2 protein-coding genes are annotated in these 1,161 nt (G+C 43.1%); one reads left to right on the top strand and one right to left on the bottom strand.

The window, feature by feature from the left end:
* On the bottom strand, positions 1-493 hold a 493-nt coding region (locus tag AC1DJR_RS30685), incomplete at its 3' end, for a histidine phosphatase family protein (RefSeq protein WP_477004335.1).
* Between the two features lie 140 nt (positions 494-633).
* Between AC1DJR_RS30685 and AC1DJR_RS30680 the strand changes: the two genes are divergently transcribed.
* On the top strand, positions 634-1,161 hold a 528-nt coding region (locus AC1DJR_RS30680), incomplete at its 3' end, for an exosporium leader peptide-containing protein (RefSeq protein WP_477004334.1).

Genomic DNA, 1,161 nt, shown 5'->3' with positions numbered 1-1,161 from the left:
CATCAGGCATATGAAGGGTTTTCCAAAACTGAAAACCATATTTCGAATCAAAATAATTCATTAGTAATACCATAATATTCCCATGAGTACCTATTACAATATTCTTACCTTTATATTTTCTTAATATACTTTGCATACATATTACAGCACGCCTTTGCGCTACTTCATTCGATTCTCCGCCTTCGTATGCAAAATTCCAATCTTTCCATACTCTCTGGATAGCGCCATTAAAATCTKYTACTGGCTCTTTACTTAATAACCTTTCYCGTARATCTTCTTCCAGTTGTATTGATARATTATATGTATTCGCAATTCCTTGAACGGTCTGAATCGCTCTTTTGTACGGACTAGAAATAACGACATCAATATTTTTATCTTTTAATAAATTTGTTACATTCTCAGCATCAAGCTTCCCCTTTTCAGATAACGGCCGTACACTTTCTTCTTTTGTATATGTAGAGTGAGCGTGCCGAACGAAAAATATTGTAGTCATAACATTCAACCCTTTCCCATGAAAATCATTTACATTCAAATCGCAACCCACTTATATGTAAAACCTTCTTAACTTTATTACTCATTATTTTCATACTTTTTGTTTATAATGTACTATGCTTTTCATTAGGGGGGAATACATTGTCTTTTAACAAAAAAAATAATAAAGTTCCATTATCAAATTCATTTAACCCCGAGCACATTGGACCTACATTTCCACCTCCTTCCTTATTCCCTTTTCCTACTGGCCCTACTGGTAGCACTGGATCTACTGGGAACACTGGGACTGCTGGCAACACTGGACCTACTGGGAACACTGGGACTGCCGGCGACACTGGAYCTACCGGRAACACTGGACCTACTGGTGACACTGGACCTACTGGAAACACTGGACCTACTGGCGACACTGGGGCTACCGGGAACACTGGGACTGCCGGTGACACTGGRKCTACCGGGAACACTGGGACTGCCGGTGACACTGGAYCTACYGGRAACACTGGACCTRCTGGMRACACTGGACCTACTGGYGACACTGGACCTACTGGAAACACTGGACCTACTGGYGACACTGGGGCTACCGGGAACACTGGGACTGCCGGTGACACYGGACCTGCTGGAAACACCGGACCTGCTGGCGACACTGGGGCTACCGGGAACACTGGGACTGCC

This window comes from Bacillus sp. 05T31 (assembly GCF_056396725.1).
This window is presented reverse-complemented; position numbering and strand designations above follow the sequence as displayed.